Origin of the sequence: Pseudomonas sp. RIT409, assembly GCF_003052515.2 — a bacterium.
In the GTDB taxonomy this organism is placed as follows: Bacteria; Pseudomonadota; Gammaproteobacteria; order Pseudomonadales; family Pseudomonadaceae; genus Aquipseudomonas.
This window is the reverse complement of sequence record NZ_QARE02000009.1, coordinates 158,027-175,435: the sequence shown is the minus strand read 5'-3', so window position 1 is coordinate 175,435 and position 17,409 is coordinate 158,027. Positions and strand designations below refer to the sequence as shown.

At 61.2% G+C, this 17,409-nt stretch carries 19 protein-coding genes; 10 read left to right on the top strand and 9 right to left on the bottom strand.

Features of this window, described 5'->3' with window-relative positions; all coding sequences use genetic code 11:
- Positions 1-65: 65 nt before the first annotated feature.
- Positions 66-1,493 carry an MFS transporter gene (locus tag DBP26_RS13820; protein WP_108238007.1) on the bottom strand — a complete coding sequence of 476 codons (1,428 nt, stop codon included), beginning with the start codon at positions 1,491-1,493 and terminating at the stop codon, positions 66-68.
- A gap of 115 nt (positions 1,494-1,608) precedes the next feature.
- On the opposite strand from DBP26_RS13820, the gene DBP26_RS13815 reads away from it, so the two are divergent.
- On the top strand, positions 1,609-2,928 hold the full coding sequence (locus tag DBP26_RS13815) for an Nramp family divalent metal transporter (RefSeq protein ID WP_108238008.1): 1,320 nt from the start codon (positions 1,609-1,611) through the stop codon (positions 2,926-2,928).
- Between the two features lie 65 nt (positions 2,929-2,993).
- Here DBP26_RS13815 and DBP26_RS13810 read toward each other — a convergent pair whose 3' ends face one another.
- A complete protein-coding gene (locus tag DBP26_RS13810) occupies positions 2,994-3,452 on the bottom strand; it encodes a DUF2214 family protein (RefSeq protein WP_108238009.1) in 459 nt (152 codons plus the stop codon).
- Positions 3,453-3,600: 148 nt separating this feature from the next.
- On the bottom strand, positions 3,601-4,542 hold the full coding sequence (gene pbpG / locus DBP26_RS13805; protein ID WP_108238010.1) for a D-alanyl-D-alanine endopeptidase: 942 nt from the start codon (positions 4,540-4,542) through the stop codon (positions 3,601-3,603).
- A gap of 275 nt (positions 4,543-4,817) precedes the next feature.
- Between pbpG and DBP26_RS13800 the strand changes: the two genes are divergently transcribed.
- A complete protein-coding gene (locus tag DBP26_RS13800; RefSeq protein ID WP_108238011.1) occupies positions 4,818-5,378 on the top strand; it encodes a hypothetical protein in 561 nt (186 codons plus the stop codon).
- A 98-nt stretch (positions 5,379-5,476) separates the two neighbouring features.
- On the opposite strand, the gene DBP26_RS13795 is transcribed toward DBP26_RS13800, so the two are convergent.
- Entirely contained in the window at positions 5,477-5,659 is a 183-nt protein-coding gene (locus tag DBP26_RS13795; RefSeq protein ID WP_108238012.1) for a hypothetical protein, read from the bottom strand.
- A 251-nt stretch (positions 5,660-5,910) separates the two neighbouring features.
- The gene (locus DBP26_RS13790) at positions 5,911-6,267 is read right to left on the bottom strand and encodes a hypothetical protein (protein ID WP_108238013.1); all 357 of its coding nucleotides are present in this window, start codon (positions 6,265-6,267) and stop codon (positions 5,911-5,913) included.
- 230 nt (positions 6,268-6,497) lie between these two features.
- On the opposite strand from DBP26_RS13790, the gene DBP26_RS13785 reads away from it, so the two are divergent.
- Both DBP26_RS13785 and greB read left to right on the top strand, forming a co-directional pair.
- Positions 6,498-7,316: a shikimate 5-dehydrogenase gene (locus DBP26_RS13785; RefSeq protein WP_108238014.1), complete on the top strand. Its 819-nt coding sequence runs from the start codon at positions 6,498-6,500 to the stop codon at positions 7,314-7,316.
- Positions 7,317-7,418: 102 nt separating this feature from the next.
- Positions 7,419-7,907, top strand: a complete 489-nt coding sequence (greB, locus tag DBP26_RS13780) for a transcription elongation factor GreB (RefSeq protein ID WP_108238015.1) — start codon at positions 7,419-7,421, stop codon at positions 7,905-7,907.
- A 36-nt stretch (positions 7,908-7,943) separates the two neighbouring features.
- Here the strand turns inward: greB and DBP26_RS13775 are convergent, their stop codons facing one another.
- Together DBP26_RS13775 and DBP26_RS13770 are read right to left on the bottom strand one after the other, a co-directional pair.
- Positions 7,944-10,454, bottom strand: coding sequence for an ABC transporter permease (locus tag DBP26_RS13775; RefSeq protein ID WP_108238016.1), 2,511 nt, complete (start codon positions 10,452-10,454; stop codon positions 7,944-7,946).
- Complete coding sequence (locus tag DBP26_RS13770) at positions 10,454-11,137, bottom strand: ABC transporter ATP-binding protein (protein WP_108238017.1); 684 nt, start codon at positions 11,135-11,137, stop codon at positions 10,454-10,456. Before DBP26_RS13770 ends, DBP26_RS13775 begins: the two co-directional genes overlap by 1 nt.
- A 10-nt stretch (positions 11,138-11,147) precedes the next feature.
- Between DBP26_RS13770 and DBP26_RS13765 the strand changes: the two genes are divergently transcribed.
- From DBP26_RS13765 to DBP26_RS13755, 3 genes are all read left to right on the top strand, one after another.
- Complete coding sequence (locus tag DBP26_RS13765; protein ID WP_108238018.1) at positions 11,148-11,753, top strand: arylesterase; 606 nt, start codon at positions 11,148-11,150, stop codon at positions 11,751-11,753.
- 181 nt (positions 11,754-11,934) lie between these two features.
- A complete protein-coding gene (locus DBP26_RS13760) occupies positions 11,935-12,231 on the top strand; it encodes a hypothetical protein (protein ID WP_108238019.1) in 297 nt (98 codons plus the stop codon).
- Between the two features lie 84 nt (positions 12,232-12,315).
- Positions 12,316-13,284 carry a L,D-transpeptidase family protein gene (locus tag DBP26_RS13755; RefSeq protein WP_108238020.1) on the top strand — a complete coding sequence of 323 codons (969 nt, stop codon included), beginning with the start codon at positions 12,316-12,318 and terminating at the stop codon, positions 13,282-13,284.
- A 151-nt stretch (positions 13,285-13,435) separates the two neighbouring features.
- On the opposite strand, the gene oprI is transcribed toward DBP26_RS13755, so the two are convergent.
- Complete coding sequence (gene oprI, locus DBP26_RS13750) at positions 13,436-13,687, bottom strand: outer membrane lipoprotei OprI (protein WP_025113130.1); 252 nt, start codon at positions 13,685-13,687, stop codon at positions 13,436-13,438.
- Between the two features lie 630 nt (positions 13,688-14,317).
- On the opposite strand from oprI, the gene DBP26_RS13745 reads away from it, so the two are divergent.
- Positions 14,318-14,599, top strand: coding sequence for a GNAT family N-acetyltransferase (locus DBP26_RS13745; protein WP_177411054.1), 282 nt, complete (start codon positions 14,318-14,320; stop codon positions 14,597-14,599).
- A gap of 129 nt (positions 14,600-14,728) precedes the next feature.
- On the opposite strand, the gene DBP26_RS13740 is transcribed toward DBP26_RS13745, so the two are convergent.
- Positions 14,729-15,805: a 3-deoxy-7-phosphoheptulonate synthase gene (locus tag DBP26_RS13740; protein ID WP_177411053.1), complete on the bottom strand. Its 1,077-nt coding sequence runs from the start codon at positions 15,803-15,805 to the stop codon at positions 14,729-14,731.
- 271 nt (positions 15,806-16,076) lie between these two features.
- Here DBP26_RS13740 and DBP26_RS13735 point away from each other — a divergent pair, with 271 nt between their 5' ends.
- Both DBP26_RS13735 and DBP26_RS13730 read left to right on the top strand, forming a co-directional pair.
- Entirely contained in the window at positions 16,077-16,412 is a 336-nt protein-coding gene (locus DBP26_RS13735) for a thioredoxin family protein (RefSeq protein WP_108238023.1), read from the top strand.
- Between the two features lie 18 nt (positions 16,413-16,430).
- Positions 16,431-17,399 carry a putative 2-dehydropantoate 2-reductase gene (locus DBP26_RS13730; RefSeq protein ID WP_108238024.1) on the top strand — a complete coding sequence of 323 codons (969 nt, stop codon included), beginning with the start codon at positions 16,431-16,433 and terminating at the stop codon, positions 17,397-17,399.
- The last annotated feature ends 10 nt before the right edge of the window (positions 17,400-17,409 follow it).

The following is a 17,409-nucleotide window of genomic DNA, read 5'->3' as shown; positions in this document are numbered from 1 at the left end:
CGTTCGAACTGCCGAAGGCCGCTGACCGCAGGTGGCGGACCTTCGCTGGCCGCCACCTCGCTGCATTACCGATGCGCGATGTCTTCCAGCGCCAGATTGCGCGTCTTCGGACCAAATCCACCGATGGTGATCATCACGATCAACATGCTGATGACGATGAAGGTCAGCACGCCGGGCGTGCCGAAGTGGTCCAGAAACAGGCCGATCAGCAGGCTGCTGAACACCGTGGACAGGCGGCTGAACGAATAGCAGAACCCCACCGCCCGCGCACGGATGTTGGTGGGGAACAGTTCGCTCTGATACGAGTGGTAGCTGAAGCTGAGCCAGGCGTTGCAAAAGGTGATCATCACCCCGCAGACGATCAGGCCAACCGCACTGCTTTGTTGCGCGAACAGCGTGCCGAAGATCATCGCGCCCAAGGCCGACCCGACAATCTGCCATTTGTTCTCAAAACGGTTGGCGAACTTCACGAACAACAGCGGCCCCAGCGGGTAGGCGAGGGTGATGATGAACGCGTAGGCCAGGCTATGGGTGACGCTGACGCCCTGGCCGGATAGCAGCGCGGGCAACCAGTTGCCGAAACCAAAAAAACCGATGGCCTGAAATACGTGGAATACGATGAGCATCAACGCACGGCGTCGATAGGGCGGTTGCCAGATGTCAGCGAAACGGCCTTTGCCTTCGACGGCCACGTCGTGGGTTTCGGGCGGGTCCAATGGCTTGCCGTGGTCGCTCAAGCAACGGCTTTCCAGACTGTCCATGATCGCTTCGGCTTCGGCGAAACGTCCCTGTTGGGCAAGCCAGCGTGGAGATTCGGGGAGTCGTGAGCGCAGCCACCAGATGAACAGCGCGAACACCGCACTGGCGATCACCACCCAGCGCCAACCGGCAATGCCGAACGGATCCTGTGGGACCAGCCACCAGGACATGAGTGCCACCGACGGCACGGAGAGAAACTGCACGAAGAATGCGAAAGCGAATGCCGAACTGCGCATCCGCTTGGGCACGAGCTCTGAGAGGTAGGCATCGATGGTCACCAACTCGATACCCAGCCCGATCCCCACCACGAAGCGCATGCAGATGATGCCCAGCGCTGAGGTTTGCAGGCCCATCAGCACGGTGGCTACGGTGTACCCGATCAGCGCGAACGTGAAGATGGCCCGGCGCCCGAAGCGATCGGCGATCGGACTCAACAGGCTGGCCCCCAGAAACAGGCCCAGGAATGTCGCCGAGGCGAAGGCGGCCTGGTCGGAAAAGCCGAACACGCCCTGTGCGCCGGTGGCGAACAGTCCGTCACGAACCAGCCCGGGGCTGATGTAGGCGGTCTGGAACAGGTCGTATAGCTCGAAGAATCCGCCAATCGAAAGCAGCGCCACCAGTTTCCAGATCGTGGCCACGGCCGGCAGGCGGTCAATACGGGCAGAAATGTGCGCGGCGCGGATCGGATCGATTCCGTCGCGGGGCATGTCGGTTGCGGGGGAAAGCGAGGCCATTATTATTTTTCCGTTGCGTGGGACGGGGCATGTTAGAGCTTTTGACGAGATTCAAGACAAAATATTTCCTTGCGATTAAGCTTCAAGGCTGTTCGCAACCAGCCTTCGGATCCCCGTGAAATACAGACTCCCGACCACGGCCACCGCGCCGTTCTGCCCCTCCGCCGTGACCGACAGCGTCGCGATCCCGCCTAACGCCTCGCTCCTTCGCAAACTGATGCTGTTTGTCGGTCCCGGCCTGTTGGTTTCTATCGGCTATATGGATCCGGGCAACTGGGCCACCGCCATCGAGGCCGGCTCGCGGTTCGGCTACGCCTTGCTGTTCGTGGTGGTGCTGGCGAGCCTGTCAGGCATGGTGCTGCAAAACCTCTGCTCGCGCCTGGGCATCGCCACAGGCCGCGACCTCGCGCAATTGTCTGCCGAACGTTACAGCCGCCGCGTCGGCATGGGTCAATGGGTATTGGCGGAATTGTCGATCCTGGCCACGGACCTGGCTGAAGTGCTCGGTGCCGCACTGGCCTTTCACTTGTTACTGGGCGTCTCGATCACCACCGGGGTTGCGTTGACCGCCTTTGACACCGTCATTGTGCTCGCCTTGCAGGGGGCCAACTTCCGCCGCCTGGAGGCCATCGTGCTGGGCCTGATCGCGACCATCGCTACCTGCTTCTTCGTCGAGCTGGTGCTGATCAAACCTTTCTGGCCGGACGTGGCGGCAGGCCTCAAGCCGTCGTGGGATGTGCTCAGCCAGCAGGAGCCGCTGTACATTGCCATCGGTATCCTCGGCGCGACGGTCATGCCGCATAACCTGTACTTGCATTCTTCGGTGGTCCAGACCCGCGTCAATGGCGCCTCACGGGAGAGCAAGGCCAGCGCGATTCGTTTTGCGCGCATCGACACCATTGCTTCGCTGAGCATGGCGCTCGTCATCAACGCCGCGATCCTGATTCTGGCTGCGGCGGCCTTTCATGGCACCGGGCATGCGGATGTGGTGGAAATCCAGGATGCGTACCACCTGCTCGACCCTCTGGTGGGCGGCGCGCTGGCCAGCGTGTTATTCGGCATTGCACTGTTGGCGGCGGGGCAGAGCTCGACCTTCACCGGGACCATCGCCGGTCAGGTGGTGCTGGAAGGGTTTCTCAAGGCCAAGATTCCTTGCTGGCAGCGTCGCTTGATCACCCGCGCCCTAGCATTGATCCCGGCGTTGGTGGGGGTGATCTGGTTTGGCGATGGCGCGGTCGGCAAAATGCTGGTCTTGAGTCAAGTGGTGCTCAGCCTGCAACTGCCATTCGCCCTGTGGCCATTGATTCGTTTCACCAGCGACAAACAGCTCATGGGCCCGTTTGCCAACAGCCGGTTGACCAAGGCGCTGGCCTGGAGCCTGTTTGGCCTGATCTCAGGGGCGAATGTGACGTTGATGGTGCTTTGGGTGATGTGAGTCTGCCGTTTGCTTCGTCGATGCGGCCCACCCAGGGGCGGGCGGCACGGCGCGCGGCGAAGCGATCAGCTCAGCAGGATGCCCCGTGCCATGCCGGTCGCGGCGATGACGATGATCACCATCAACGCCGCCTCCATGTGGCTGATCCGCGCGAAACGACGGGACAGGGAGGTGTCGACAGGCTGTTGTTTCTTGAATGCGATGCGCCATTTGATGAGCGCGAACATCGGGACGACTTCCAGCGCCAGGATCGCCACGAACGCGGTCATCTTGAGGTGGAACAGCGGTTGATGCAGGTAGTAGAAAGAGCCTTTCTCCAGCCCGCCAAACGCTCGAAAGGCGCCGGTGATGAGCAGAATCCCCGCCGAAACGCCCCAGATGTTATCGACCACGAACACGTCGCGAAACGAGCGGGGGTCGTCCTTGCGCAACCGCCGCAAGGCGCGGCCACGAGCCAGTACCGCCGCCAATGCAAAGCCGAAGGCCAGTAAATGCAGCGCAGCCACTATCCACTTGACGACCATGATTGAACTCCCCCGAGCCTGTCTGAAACGAGCATTGACGTTGCAAGCTTAGCGGGTCACGGGGGTTCTGCTGGATGGCGCGGATGAAACTGTTGTCAGAAAAGGCGCTGGCCTTCCAGGAGAACGGCCAGGGACGACCCGCGCGAGGTCAGTCCGATGCCTGCAGGCCTTTCTGCTTCATCACCAGGTTCTTTTCCTTCTTGTACTGCAACGCGACTTCCGGCGCCGGACCGCTCTTGCCGGTTTCCATCCACAACCGCATGCGGCTGGCATCGGCGAAGTGGGTGTACTTGCCGAAGGCGTCCAGAATCACCACCGAGACCTGACGATTGGCCATGCTGGTCAACAGCACCAGGCAATGCCCGGCCTGGTTGGTAAAGCCGGTCTTGGTCAGCTTGATGTCCCAGTTGGATTTGCGCACCAGGTGGTCGGTATTGCTGAACCCGAGGCTGTACGTGGGTTTGCGGAAAGTAACCGTCCGTTCCTGCGTGGTGCTCAGCTCGCGCAGCAGCGGGTAGTTGCGCGCCGCCAGCGCCAGCTTGGTCAGGTCCCGCGCTGTCGAGACGTTGTACACCGACAGGCCGGTGGGCTCCATGTACACGGTGTGACTCATGCCCAGCGCCTTGGCCTTGGCGTTCATGGCCTTGATGAACGCCGGGTACCCGCCCGGGTAACTGTGAGCCAGACTCGCTGCGGCGCGGTTCTCCGACGACATGAGGGTGATCAACAGCATGTCGCGGCGATTCAGCTCGCTGCCCAGCTTGACCCGCGAAAAGACGCCTTTCATTTCGGCGGTTTGGGAGATGTCCACCTTGATCATCTCGTCCATGGGCAGCTTGGCATCGAGGGTGACCATGGCAGTCATCAGCTTGGTCACCGAGGCAATCGGCACGATGACATCCGGGTTACTGGAATACAGGACCTGGCCGGTTTGCAGGTCGGTGATCATGGCGCTGCCAGAGGCCAGGTGAAGATTGGCCGGGTCACGATTGAAAGCAGCGGGTTCGTTCGCAAGGGCACCGGTGGACAGTGCCGCACCTGTAAAAGCAAAAAACAGGCTGATGAGGGAGGTGCGAATGTTCAAGAGCAACGCTCACTAAATGAAGATACGGAAAGAACGGTCGACTTTTTCTAAGCACGACAACAAGATGGGCGCATTTTAGGAGCATGTTTCTGAAGATGTCGATGGGCTGGATAGGACGTTTTGATATTAAAAGCCGCTCGTATGGCATCCGTTCAGGTTAACGCAGCAAAAAGGGTGTATTTGCCGGTTGGAGTGCTGATAACAATGGCACTGCGCTCATGCACCGATTAGCATTCGACGCCACTGACCCCCCTCATTCGAAGTGACCTAGGAGTTGTGCAATGCCCAAAGGGTTTATCAGCAAAGACTACGCCTCGGTGGTGTTCGCTGCGGCGGTCGTTGCAGGGCTCTTGCTCGTTGTCGGCCTGTTTGCCCGGCCTTCGGACTGGGCCGGCTGGATTCAAGCGATCGGCCTGATCGTCGGGCTGATAATGGCCATCGCGATACCGGCAATTCAGAGGCGCCAGGAATTGGCGTTCCAGCAAAAGCAGGTGCGCGACCGGGAAACCGGCTACGCGCGCCGCATGCAGTATCTGTGCGGTGAACTCAACGAGCTGCTGGCGAAAATCACCGTCAATCTGGTGCACCTGCGCGCGGCCGACCGTCACCGCCTGCAGCGGGGGCTGGACGATTACCTGCACCGGCTGTTCGAGTCGCACAAGCTGGATCAGAACGACGACCGCGTGGTCATCGCCCACGAGTTGCGGTTGGTCGCCAATGACCTGATCGAGGAACTGGAAAGCGGGCGGTCCGACCGAGTGGTATTGAACGCCTTGGAGAAGCGCCTGCAGAAACTGGCCCATCGCTGCCAGATCAACGCGACCATGGCCGAGCGCGTCTGACCTCGATTTCGTCACGCAAAAAAAAGCCCGCGTCAGGGGATGCGGGCTAAAGGGAAGTGCGGAGCAACGCACGATTCCAGGGATGAGCGGTGACGGAATCAGCTGTTGAGCTGACGATCCTCCAATTGCCGAGAGAGGGCCTTGGCCGCTGGCAACGAGGAGAGAGGACCGCTGACCGGCTCACCGTTCTGCATGAGGTACCAGCAAGCCAACAGACCGCGCTCACGAAGCGACGCGGGAACGGCGCTGCCGACGACTGACATGATTTGAACCTTGGTCATAAGTGCCTCCATCCATCTATGGGGGCTACTTTAAGGCCCGATGACTTCGCGTAGAAATCACTGCTTTCGATAGTCGTCATTGATGGTGCAGGGGGTCAAGAATCTGCACACGAAGAAGGCAGGCGTGTGCGGGCTTGCGCATTTTGGCGAACGGTGGGCTCAAGCGATGCCCGCGCGTGATGGGCTGCACACAAAGAAAAACCCCGCTTTGGCGAGCGGGGTTTTTTCGTTGAACGGTATCAGCCGGGCTGTCACCAGCGGCCGCCGCCATGGTAGCCATGGTAGTAACCGGGTGGCGGGCCATAATAGCGGGGCGGGCCATAGTAGCGGGGCCCATAGATGACCGGGCGTTCAACGACATAGGCTGGCTGTACGTACACCGGTGGTGGCGGTGGCGGTGCGTAATACACCGGCGCTGGCGCCGCATACACCGGTGCCGGTGCCACATACGTAGGGCCGGACGCCACGGCCGCGCCGACGACGCCGCCGACCACCGCGCCGATCACTGCTGCTCCACCCCAGCCTGGACCGCCGCCATGGGCTTCAGCCTGGCCAGCGAGGGCGAGGGCACCTAACAACAAGGCAACCTTGGGGATGTGACGAATCATGACTGTTCCTCGGTGTTCAGTCCCGTTGTCGCGGGCCTGCGTTACGCTCAGGCACTGCCACGGGATAACTGATCAGACAACGAATTCCAAAAATCTGCGAGAGCCGTTGCGTAAATTTTGTGTAAGGTATTCGAAAAGCCTTATTGATCACGTTGCTCGCGCTTACAACCGCAAGCGCCTGAATTCTACGCTTTTCCTGTGAGGCGACCTAATACCGTTCGGGAGATTTCATGTTCGTGACAGCCAGTAAAGAGACCCGCCTATGCATGTCGCTGGCGGGCCGCCCCGGCAACTTCGGTGTGCGCTTTCATAACCACCTGTATCAACAACTGGGGCTGAATTTCTACTACAAAGCCTTTTCACCTAGCGATCTTTCGGCGGCCATTGCGGGAATGCGCTCCCTCGGCATTCGCGGTTGTGGTGTGTCGATGCCTTTCAAGGAAGCTTGCATTGCACTGGTCGATGAAATGGACCCGTCCGCAGCGGCCATCGACTCGATCAACACCATCGTCAACACGGACGGTCACCTCAAGGCATACAACACCGACTACATCGCCGTGGCGCAATTGGTGGAAACCCACGCGGTGCCACGCACCCGTTTTGCCTTGCGGGGTAGCGGTGGAATGGCCAAGGCGGTGGCCTGTGCGTTGCGCGATGCCGGTTTTACGGATGGCTTGATCGTCGCGCGCAACGAGGTGGCAGGCAGGGCGCTGGCGCGCACCTGCGGTTTCGAATGGCAGCCCGAGTTGGGTGCGGAGCGTCCGCCGCTGCTGGTGAACGTGACCCCTTTGGGCATGGCGGGGGACCAGGCGCAAGTGCTGGCGTTCGAGGCTGAAGCGATCGAGGCAGCGGACACCGCGTTCGATGCAGTGGCTACGCCTGCGCTCACGCCCTTCGTTCTGCAAGCGCAAAGGTTCGGAAAGCGGGTGATCACCGGTGATCAGGTTGCGGCGATACAAGCGCTCGAACAGTTCATCCTGTACACCGGGGTGACCCCTAGCGAGGCGCAATACCAGGCAGCTGCCGCCTTTGCCCGCGAGCCGGTCTGACCCGGCCAGTGACGCCGATGACCCTGATGGCCTCGTCGCCGGGGCCATCAAGGTCGAACACGGCCTCGACTCACCTCCCCGATGACCGTTTGGACACAGTGAATGTCAGAGACCAGCACCAAAATCATCACCACCGAAGGCCATGAAACGCTGAAAAAAGAGCTGGATTATCTCTGGCGCGAGCACCGGCCGGACATCACCCAGAAGGTTGCCTGGGCGGCTTCCCTGGGCGATCGCAGTGAAAATGCCGACTATCAGTACAACAAGAAACTGCTTCGGGAAATCGACCGCCGTATTCGGTACTTGCGCAAACGTCTGGAAGATATGCGCGTGGTGGCTTACTCACCGGAACAGGAAGGTCGAGTGTTTTTCGGTGCCTGGGTAGAAGTCGAAGACGAAGAGGGCGAGACCAAGCGCTTCAGGATTGTCGGTTACGACGAGATCTACGGGCGCATGGATTACATCTCCATCGATTCGCCCATGGCCCGCGCGCTGCTCAAGAAGGAAGTCGGCGACGAGGTGACCGTGCGGGTGCCCGCCGGGGAAAAGGTCTGGTGGGTGACGAAGATCGACTACCGGGTCGCGGGTTGAAACGTGGCCGACAGCAGCGCTTTCGGCCACACCCATCTAGCCTTCGCGCAACACGGTCAACGGGCTCGCATTCAGTGCCCTGCGTGTGCCGAACACCCCCGCTGCACCGACTAACGCCGCGCCGATCAGCGGCAGCAGCAATAGCCAGGGGTGGGGCGACCATTCCAGATTGAAGGCATAACGGTACAGGACAAGGCTCACCAACTCACACCCCAGCGCAGCCAAGAGTCCACTGACCGCGCCCAGCAGGCCGAACTCGATCCGGCGTGCTTGCGTCAGCAACCTGCGGTTGGCGCCAAGCGCCCTCAGCAGGCCCCCTTGCCGGATGCGCTCGTCCAGCGTGGCCTGCAAACCGGAGAACAGCACCGCCAGACCCGCGGCCAGCACGAACAACAGCACGTATTGAACCGCAAGGGTCACTTGATCGAGGATGCTGCGCAGTTGTGCCAGCAAGGCCTCCACCTGAAGGATCGTCACTGCCGGGAAGGCTCGGGACAACTCGACGATTTGCTGATCATGGCCGGGCGGCAGGTAGAAACTGGTGAGGTAGGTGGTTGGCACATCTTTCAGGCTGCCTGGCTGGAAGATCACGAAAAAGTTCGGCTGGAACGTGTCCCAGTTGATGTCCCTCAGGCTTGTCACGGTGACATCGTACGTCGCGCCGCCGATCACGAAACTCAAGGTGTCACCCAGTTTCATGTTCAGGCTCTTCGCCAGCTGGCTTTCCACCGACACGCCGGGAAGGCGCTGCCCGGCGGGGAGTGGGTCGCCCCACCACTGGCCTTCGGTGACGGTATTGCCCTCGGGAAGGTGAGCGGACCAGGTCAGGTTCAGATCCCGCTGGGTGGCGTTCTCGCCCCGGGAGTCCTTGGTGACGAACTTGCTGACCGGCTCCGCGTTGATACTCATCAACCGCCCGGGAATCATGGGGTACAGCGGCGCAGTGTGGGTCGACAACTGGCCCATGCGCTCGGCGAAGTGATCGCGCTCGGCGGGCAGTATGTTCAGCGCGAAGTAGTTCGGCGCGTCCTTGGGCAACTGGTTCTGCCAGGTGTCGAGCAATTCGCCGCGCAGCAGGGCGATCAGCCCCATGGACAGAAGAATCAGGCCGAATGCTAAGGACTGACCGGCCGCCGCCAGCGGATGGCGCAACAATTGGCCCAGGCCCAGGCGCCAAGGCAGCGAGGCACCTGCCAGCAGGCGACGCAGGCTGCGCAGCGCCAGCAAAAGCAAGCCGCCAAGGACCAGCGCGGCGATCAGACCGCCACCGAGCAGCGCGAATGTCAGCACCAGATCGAGGCTCAGGCGCCACATGATCAGCCCGAGCGCCAGCAGTGCCGCCCCGTAGACCAGCCAGGTGCTGGCGGGCACCGGCAGCATGTCACGGCGCAACACGCGCAGCGGCGGTATGCGGCCCAACGCCGCCAGCGGTGGCAAGGCAAAACCGGCCAATGCCACCAGCCCGGTGCCTACGCCCGCCACTGCAGGTAACCAGCCGCCCGGTGGCACGGCAGCAGGCAGCAGGTCCTGGAGCAGATAGAACAGGCCCAATTGTGCGAACCAGCCGAGGAGGGCGCCGATCATGCTGGCGGTTACACCGAGCATCATCAATTGCAGACTGAACAGCACCAGCGCTTCCTTGCGTGACAGGCCCAGGCAGCGCAGCAATGCGCTGGCATCGAAGCGCCGCACCGCGAACCGCGCCGCCGACAAGGCCACCGCCACCCCGGCGAGCAACACCGCGACGAGGCTGGCCATATTCAGGTAGCGTTCGGCTTTGCCCAGTGCCCCGCCGATCTGCTGGTTGCCATCGCGTGCGTCGTCGACCTTCTGATTGGGCGCCAACCCGGGTTCGACGGCTTTGCGATAGGCGGCCAGGCTTTCGGGGCTACCGCGCCAGAGGTCGCGGAATGACACGCGACTTCCCGGCTGTACGACCTTCGTGGCGGCCAGGTCCGCGAGGTTGATCATCACCCGCGGCGTCAGGCTGTAGAAATTGCCCGCCCGATCGGGTTCATAAGTCAGGACGCGGGTCAGCTTCAAGGTGGTCGAGCCCACGTCGACCTGATCGCCCACCTGAAGGTTCAGTGCGACGAGGATACGCGGTTCAGCCCAGGCTTCTCCGGGCCCGGGTTCGCCACCGGTGGTTTCCGCCCCATAGGGAGCTGCGGCGCTCTTGAGTTCCCCGCGCAAGGGGTAGGCGTCATCGACCGCCTTGACGCTGGCCAACTGGATGCCGTTGTCCGTGGCAACCACGCTGGAAAAGACCACCGTCTGGGAGTGGTCGAGCTTGAGTGAAGTCCCTGCTTGAATCTGTTCCGGGCTGGCTGGAGTCGAACCGCTCAGGATCAGGTCCGCGCCGAGGAATTCGGTGGCGCGCAGCAGCATGGCGCTGTTCAACCGCGCGCCGAAATAACCGATGGCCGTGCTGGCGGCGACGGCCACTACCAAGGCAAAGAACAGCACGCGCAACTCGCCGGCGCGGGCATCGCGCAGCAACTGGCGGGTGGCGAGGCTGAGCAGACGCATGAACGGCAGGCGGGCCATCAGGGCTCCATAGGGGCGACCAGACGTCCCCCTTCAAGACGGATCAGGCGACGGCAGCGGTGGGCCAGACGCTCATCATGGGTGACCAGCACCAGCGTCGTGTTGCGCTCTTGATTCAATTCGAAGAGCAGGTCGCTGATGCGTTCGCCGGTGTGGCTGTCAAGGTTGCCGGTGGGCTCGTCGGCAAACAGGACGTCGGGCTCGGCCGCGAACGCCCGGGCAATGGCCACGCGTTGCTGTTCGCCGCCGGACAGTTGCTTTGGCGTGTGGGTCAGACGTTTGCCCAGCCCCACCCGTTCGAGCAGGTGACGGGCCTGGTCACGCGCGTCTCTGCGGCCTTCCAGTTCCATGGGCAGCATGACGTTCTCCAAGGCGTTCAGGCTGTCGAGCAACTGAAAGGACTGAAACACGAAACCCACATGTTCGGCGCGGACGCGGGCGCGCTGATCTTCATCGAGCTCACTCAAATTGCGCCCTGCCAGTGTCACCGAGCCCGCACTGGGCAGGTCCAGCCCGGCCAGCAGGCCCAGCAGCGTGGACTTCCCTGAGCCGGACGCGCCGACGATGGCCAGTGTGTCGCCCTTGTTCAGTTCTATCGAGAGTTCGTGCAGGATGGTCAAGTCACCTTCGGTGCTGGGGACCACTTTGCTGAGGGCCCGGGCACTGAGAATACTTTCGCTCATGGAGAGTCCGATGCGTGCGTGGTTATTAAGTGCTGGCCTGGGGTTGCTGCTGTTGTCTCAAGGAGCCATGGCAGGCACGGTGTTGATCGTGGGGGATAGTATCAGCGCGGCTTTCGGCCTGGATACCCGCCTGGGTTGGGTCAGCCTGCTGGAAAAGCGCTTGGCGGAGCAGGGTTATGCCCACAAAGTGGTCAACGCCTCGGTCAGCGGCGACACCAGTGCGGGCGGCCTCGCGCGTCTGCCTGCGCTGCTTGCAGCACACAAACCGGAATTGGTGGTGCTCGAACTGGGTGGTAATGACGGGCTTCGCGGACAACCGCCTGCCCAATTGCAACAAAATCTTGCGTCGATGATCGACAGCGCCCAGGCGGCCGGGGCCAAGGTACTGTTATTGGGCATGCAGATTCCGCCCAATTACGGCGCGCGCTACACCGAGGCGTTCAAGGCGGTATACACCCACCTGGCGACCGAGAAGAAGGTGGCGCTGGTGCCATTCATGCTCGAGGGCGTGGGCGGCGTTCCTGAACTGACTCAAGCGGATGGCTTGCACCCGGCAGCCAATGCGCAGCCCAGGCTGCTGGATAACGTCTGGCCGCAGCTCAAGCCACTTCTGTAGGTGCGGATCAGCCTTCGGTGGCGATGCTCGTGATCATTGATGCCAGCGGTTTGCGGCAGGCCTTGAACGGCCCTGCCGCACGCGCCGCAATAATCTTCCCAGCCATCTGAATTAAAGGCTTTCAGCCCTTTTCTGGATGCTGGCTTTCGGCTAAGGTTGCGCCCCCGATTTGGAGCTCTCCATGCCCCGCCGTCCCGCCTGGTCCCTTTTTGCCTATCAACTGATCGAACCCGACGAGCAGCTTGACCTGTTCGCCTGTCAGGAAGTGCGTGTGCATCTGGTCGCCCGGCAACTGGAACTGGCGGGCTCCGCCGACCGTACGCTATGCGGCACGCTGCTGCCCGCTCAGCCGCGTTGGTCCGGCGTGGAGCAGGCGATTTATCAGGATGAGCGGTTGTGCCCGTTGTGCCGCGCGATCATCGACGCGCAGCGCCGCGGCATGCACCCGATCTGGCCCGAGATCGACGCCGGGTCCTAAGCCGTCGCGCCCACTCCCGAAGGCGCTGGCAGGCGTGTACAATCGCGCTCATTCACGCCTTCGCTTACCCAAGGATTCCCTCGGATGTTGTCGCGCATTTCAGCTTTCACTCGCTGTCTGTCGCTCGCTGCACTGTGTGCGGCCGGCCCTGTTTCTGCCCTGGAATTTCCGTTGCCGCCGCCGGGCGAAGACATCATCGGCCAGGTGCAGACCGTCACCGCCAAATACGAAGACACCTTCGCCGACCTGGGTACCCGCTACGACCTGGGCTATCTGGAGATGATCGCGGCCAACCCTGGCGTCGATGCCTGGCTGCCGGGCGCCGGCACCCAGATCATCCTGCCGACCCGCTTCATCCTGCCACCCGGCCCGCGCGAGGGGATCGTCATCAACCTCGCCGAGTACCGTCTCTATTACTACCCCAAGGGCCGGAACGTGGTGTACACCTTCCCGTTGGGCATCGGCCGTGAGGGCTGGGGATCTCCAGTGTCAACCACCAAGGTCACCGCCAAGACGCCGAACCCGACCTGGACGCCACCTGCATCGATCAAGGCCGAGCACGCCGCCGACGGTGACATCTTGCCCAACGTCGTGCCAGCCGGTCCGGACAACCCGTTGGGGCCGTTCAAATTCGGGCTGGGCGTGCCGGGCTACCTGATCCACGGCTCCAACAAGAAGTTCGGTATCGGCATGCGCACCAGCCACGGCTGCTTCCGCATGTACAACAATAACGTGCTGGAAATGGCTGACATGGTGCCGGTGGGTACCACCGTCCGGATCATCAACGAGCCCTACAAGTTCGGGGTCAGTGGTGGCAAGGTGTACCTGGAAGCCCACACACCACTGGACGAAAGCGGCAATCCCTCGGTCGTCGACAAGCACACGGCGGTGATCAACGCCTTGCTCAAACGTGAAGACCTGGCCAACAGCCTGCGCATCAACTGGGATGAAGTGCGTGATGTGGTGGCGGCCGAAGACGGCATGCCGGTGGAAATTGCTGTACCGGGCGCCCCTGCACCGGCGAGCAATGCCACGCAAATGACGCTGCAGTAATCACGTCGGTCGCGCCAATACCCGTTCACCGGGCCTGAGGATAGGGCAGGGTGAGCGGGTTTTTTATCGCCCGGAAACAGTGCCCAGGCCGCGGGCAATAAAAAAGCCGGTCCGAAACCGGACCGGCTTTATCAACAATCCCGAGGGATTATTACTTGCGGCTAGCCTTGTCCAGCATGCGCAGTGCACGCTCGTTGGCTTCGTCGGCAGTTTGCTGAGCTTTCTGAGCAGCAGCCAGTGCTTCATCAGCCTTGCGATAGGCTTCGTCAGCGCGAGCTTGTGCACGAGCAGCAGCGTCTTCGGTAGCAGTCAGACGAGCTTCGGTTTCTTTGGAGGCGCTGCTGCAACCGGTAGCCAGAACGGCGGCCAGGGCCAGAGCAGAGAATTTCAGAACGTTGTTCATCGTGTTCCCCTTAAAGGACTTCTTTCAAGTTAATCATCTCTCGAAAATGAGAAAATGACCGGCGTACATAGTACTCATTGTTTGTAGTAAGTAAACGGACCAAGCGCAAGAACCGCATAAAATTCTTTGCTTTGAAAGCGTTCCGTGCGAATCCTCACGCTTTTTCTGCGAAAAAAACCAGCCTTTTCAGGCCACTACGTCTGCCAATGAGTTGCAAGCAGGCCCCATGAAGTGCACGTTGACAACACCAGGCAACAGGTCGGCCACGTCCTTTTCAGTGCCTAGCCGACAGAGGTCAAACTCCCGCGGCTTTTCTGTTTATAGACGAAGTTCGACCGGCATGCTGGTTCGGCAGTATTTAACGTGACTTCGCCGGGCCGTTCGCGTCTCAATGGACATTCGTCAGCAATGACAGGTTCCACGCACAGTGCGTCGGATGTGCGGCAGTGCATTTGCCGTTGATTCACTTGAGCAGACGCGAGAATGGCGCCTACTATTTGCAGGTGCTCATTTGATGGAGAAGCGAAACCTTCTCGTGTCCAAATCAGGCACGGGGCGGCGCAGAGGTTCCTTCGCCGAATAAAGATGGGTAAGGTAGGGGTCCAATTCCAAGACCCGCGAGGAGCAGTGATGAGCGAGGCGTTGTCTATCCACCATGACGAGGCCGGTCACCAGTTCGAAATCAATATCGACGGTCACCGTGCTTACCTGACGTACATGGACCTGGGGAAGCAGACCCTGGACATCTATCGTACGTTCGTCCCCAATGCATTGCGGGGGCGAGGCATTGCGGCGGCGCTGACCAAAGTGGCCCTCGATTATGCCGAAAGCAATGGCTACACCGTGATCCCGTCGTGCTCGTATGTCGAACGTTATATGGAGCGCCATCAGCGCCAGGCAGCCCGGATCTGATCGATTGCTGCAATGAAAAACGCCGAGCCTAAGCTCGGCGTTGTTGTTTTCATGGCTTGTACGCCGGGTGACAGAGCTTGCGCTCGGCAAATCCAGTCGACGTGGTGCTGACGGCGGAAGCCTTGACCGTCAGCCGCGCTTGCGCTTGGGCAGCACGTCCTTGAGCTTGGCGTACATGCTGCGCAACGTCTTCTCGGTGGTTTCCCAGTCGATGCAAGCGTCTGTGATCGAAACGCCATACTGCAGATCGGCCAGATCCTTGGGAATCGACTGCGCACCCCATTTCAAATGACTCTCGACCATCAGGCCAATGATCGACTCGTTGCCTTCCAGGATCTGGTTGGCGACGTTTTCCATGACCAGGGGCTGCAAGGCTGGGTCCTTGTTGGAGTTGGCGTGACTGGCGTCGACCATGATATTCGGCTTGACCTTTGCCTTTGCCAGCGCTTGTTCGCACAGGGCGACACTGACCGAATCATAGTTGGGCTTGCCGTTGCCACCGCGCAGCACCACGTGGCCATAGGCGTTGCCCTTGGTGGTCACGATGGACACGCCGCCTTCCTGATTGATGCCCAGAAAACGATGCGGACTGGAGACCGATTGCAAGGCGTTGATCGCCACGGTCAAGCCACCGTCCGTGCCGTTTTTGAAACCTACCGCCGAGGATAGGCCAGAGGCCATTTCGCGGTGAGTCTGGGATTCGGTCGTGCGCGCACCGATTGCCGACCAACTGATCAGGTCCTGCAAGTACTGCGGAGAGATGGGGTCCAGCGCTTCAGTGGCGGTCGGCAGGCCTTTCTCGGCCAGATCCAGCAACAACTGGCGACCGATGTGCAGACCGTCCTGAATCTTGAAGGAATCGTCCAGATACGGGTCGTTGATCAGCCCTTTCCAGCCCACGGTGGTGCGCGGCTTCTCGAAGTAGACGCGCATGACCAGATAGAGGGTGTCGGACAGTTCGGCAGACAGGGCTTTCAGGCGATCGGCATAGTCGTGGGCAGCCTTGATGTCGTGGATCGAGCAAGGGCCGATCACGATGAACAGGCGGTGGTCCTTGCCATCGAGGATGTTGCGGATCACTTCGCGGCCCTTGCTCACGGTGGCCTGAGCGGCCGCGGTGAGGGGAATTTCGCGCTTGAGCTGGTCCGGAGTGATCAGGGTCTCGTTGGAGGAGACGTTAAGGTCGTCGATTGGTAAATCAGCCATCGTGTTACTCATCAGGTCACGGTGCCGACCGCCAGGGGACGTGGCGTGCGGCAGGGTTAGGGCAGCGGGGAGCGGAACCTTAGCGCGTTAACCCTTATTTCCACAATGGGCAAATGTGCGATCCGGGCCGGGTGGACGGTGCAGGCGCGTGAGGTGGCGAACGTGAATGCCCCATCGATGCCGCCGCCCTCCACCAGCCCGCCAGTTCGTCAGCGGGCTCACGCCCGCGGGTTTTGCGGATATAGTGTGCGTCAGACCTTGGGAGAGCGGCGTGGATCAACTGAACCTGACGGACTTCGATGTCGATCAGCAACTGCTGGCGCTGCCGGGCACGTCGTTGCTCATTTTTACCAGTGTGGGCTGTTCCAACTGCCGATGGGCGCGCCAGCGGTTGCCGGAGCTGGCGCTGCCGGTCGAACGGTTGTGCTGGATAGATGCCGAGGAAAACGGCGGCGCGGTGCAGCGCTATGGTGTTTTTCACCTGCCTGCGCTGTTCGTGGTCCGCGATGGCGAATTCCACGGTGCCCTGCGCAGCGAACTGTCGGTGGGCGCGATCAGCCAGGGATTGACCCACGCTTTGAGCCGAGTCCCGGACGATCTACCCTGAATGTCGAATGAGGAAGCCATGAGCCACACCCCTGAAAAGCCGCGCATCGGCATTATCGGCACCGGTGCCATCGGCGGATTTTATGGCCTGATGCTCGCACGCGCCGGCTATGACGTGCATTTTCTGCTGCGCAGTGAGTTCAACGCCGTCTCGCAACGGGGCCTGAACGTAGACAGCCACGTGCATGGCCCCCTGCGCCTTGACGCCGTTCAAGCCTACGCTTCGGCAGCCGACATGCCGCCCTGCGATTGGTTGTTGGTGGGCGCCAAGACCACCGGTAACGACAGCATCGGACCTGCCATCGTGGCCGCTGCCGCCCCGGGTGCCAAGGTGTTGAACCTGCAAAACGGTTTAGGCGTGGAGGAGGCGCTGCGCGCCGTGCTGCCCGATTCGCTGCATTTGCTGGGTGGTCTGTGCTTCATTTGCGTCCATCGTACAGGGCCTGGGCAAATCACCCATCAGGCCTTGGGCGCGGTGAATATCGGCTACCACAGCGGCCCGGCAACCGACACTGCCGCGAGCCAATCCCTCGTGGAGCAGGGCGCCGCATTGTTCCACGCGGCTGGCATCGATTCGGTGGCGATGGACAATCTCGACAAAGCGCGCTGGCAAAAGCTGGTCTGGAACGTTCCTTATAACGGCCTCTCGGTGCTGCTCAACGCCAGCACAACACCGCTGATGGCAGATCCTCACAGCTGTGAGTTGATTCAGGCCCTGATGGCCGAAGTCGTCCAAGGTGCCGAAGCCTGTGGTCATGTGCTGCCGGAAGGGTATGCGCAACAGCTGTTTACGTTGACCGAAAAGATGCCGGACTATCGTCCCAGCATGTACCACGACTTTATCGAGAAGCGCCCGCTGGAGCTCGACGCAATTTACGTCAGGCCCTTGGCGGCCGCGCTGGCCGCAGGGCAGGACATGCCCAGGGTCCGCGCGCTGTTTCAAAGCCTGGCCTTCCTCGACACCGCCAATCGACGGGCGTTTGGCTGAGGCCGGGCGC

What these genes read in the sequence shown, in the direction of transcription:
- DBP26_RS13820 (WP_108238007.1), bottom strand. Translation starts at nt 1,493, where the DNA reads ATGGCCTCGCTTTCCCCCGCAACCGACATGCCCCGCGACGGAATCGAT.
- DBP26_RS13810 (WP_108238009.1), bottom strand. Translation starts at nt 3,452, where the DNA reads ATGGTCGTCAAGTGGATAGTGGCTGCGCTGCATTTACTGGCCTTCGGC.
- DBP26_RS13800 (WP_108238011.1), top strand. Translation starts at nt 4,818, where the DNA reads ATGCCCAAAGGGTTTATCAGCAAAGACTACGCCTCGGTGGTGTTCGCT.
- DBP26_RS13795 (WP_108238012.1), bottom strand. Translation starts at nt 5,659, where the DNA reads ATGACCAAGGTTCAAATCATGTCAGTCGTCGGCAGCGCCGTTCCCGCG.
- DBP26_RS13790 (WP_108238013.1), bottom strand. Translation starts at nt 6,267, where the DNA reads ATGATTCGTCACATCCCCAAGGTTGCCTTGTTGTTAGGTGCCCTCGCC.
- DBP26_RS13785 (WP_108238014.1), top strand. Translation starts at nt 6,498, where the DNA reads ATGTTCGTGACAGCCAGTAAAGAGACCCGCCTATGCATGTCGCTGGCG.
- greB (WP_108238015.1), top strand. Translation starts at nt 7,419, where the DNA reads ATGTCAGAGACCAGCACCAAAATCATCACCACCGAAGGCCATGAAACG.
- DBP26_RS13775 (WP_108238016.1), bottom strand. Translation starts at nt 10,454, where the DNA reads ATGGCCCGCCTGCCGTTCATGCGTCTGCTCAGCCTCGCCACCCGCCAG.
- DBP26_RS13770 (WP_108238017.1), bottom strand. Translation starts at nt 11,137, where the DNA reads ATGAGCGAAAGTATTCTCAGTGCCCGGGCCCTCAGCAAAGTGGTCCCC.
- DBP26_RS13765 (WP_108238018.1), top strand. Translation starts at nt 11,148, where the DNA reads ATGCGTGCGTGGTTATTAAGTGCTGGCCTGGGGTTGCTGCTGTTGTCT.
- DBP26_RS13760 (WP_108238019.1), top strand. Translation starts at nt 11,935, where the DNA reads ATGCCCCGCCGTCCCGCCTGGTCCCTTTTTGCCTATCAACTGATCGAA.
- DBP26_RS13755 (WP_108238020.1), top strand. Translation starts at nt 12,316, where the DNA reads ATGTTGTCGCGCATTTCAGCTTTCACTCGCTGTCTGTCGCTCGCTGCA.
- oprI (WP_025113130.1), bottom strand. Translation starts at nt 13,687, where the DNA reads ATGAACAACGTTCTGAAATTCTCTGCTCTGGCCCTGGCCGCCGTTCTG.
- DBP26_RS13745 (WP_177411054.1), top strand. Translation starts at nt 14,318, where the DNA reads ATGAGCGAGGCGTTGTCTATCCACCATGACGAGGCCGGTCACCAGTTC.
- DBP26_RS13740 (WP_177411053.1), bottom strand. Translation starts at nt 15,805, where the DNA reads ATGGCTGATTTACCAATCGACGACCTTAACGTCTCCTCCAACGAGACC.
- DBP26_RS13730 (WP_108238024.1), top strand. Translation starts at nt 16,431, where the DNA reads ATGAGCCACACCCCTGAAAAGCCGCGCATCGGCATTATCGGCACCGGT.